This is a genomic window from Streptococcus pseudopneumoniae (genome assembly GCF_001072315.1).
GTDB lineage: Bacteria > Bacillota > Bacilli > Lactobacillales > Streptococcaceae > Streptococcus > Streptococcus pseudopneumoniae_R.
Map to the genome: position 1 here is coordinate 1 of NZ_JVLI01000166.1, position 216 is coordinate 216.

The window sequence follows — 216 nt, forward strand, 5'->3', positions numbered from 1 at the left end:
ATGATTGAAACGTGTTGTGGTATTGATGTCCACCAAAAATCTATTGTTTGTTGTATTCTAGATGGTCCACTAGATACCAATAAACCAAAGAAAATTCAGAAGAAATTTGGGACAACTACTGTAGCTCTTCGCAATGCCTTAGATTGGTTGGTAGAAAACCATGTCACACATGTCTTTTTTGAAAGTACTGGGCAATATTGGCTCCCTCTCTTTAAT

Annotated in this window: 1 protein-coding gene; it reads left to right on the forward strand. The window is 36.6% G+C overall.

Going from position 1 to position 216, the window contains the following annotated elements; genetic code table 11:
- On the forward strand, positions 1-216 hold a 216-nt coding region (locus ADH54_RS11960), incomplete at both ends, for an IS110 family transposase (protein WP_049524902.1).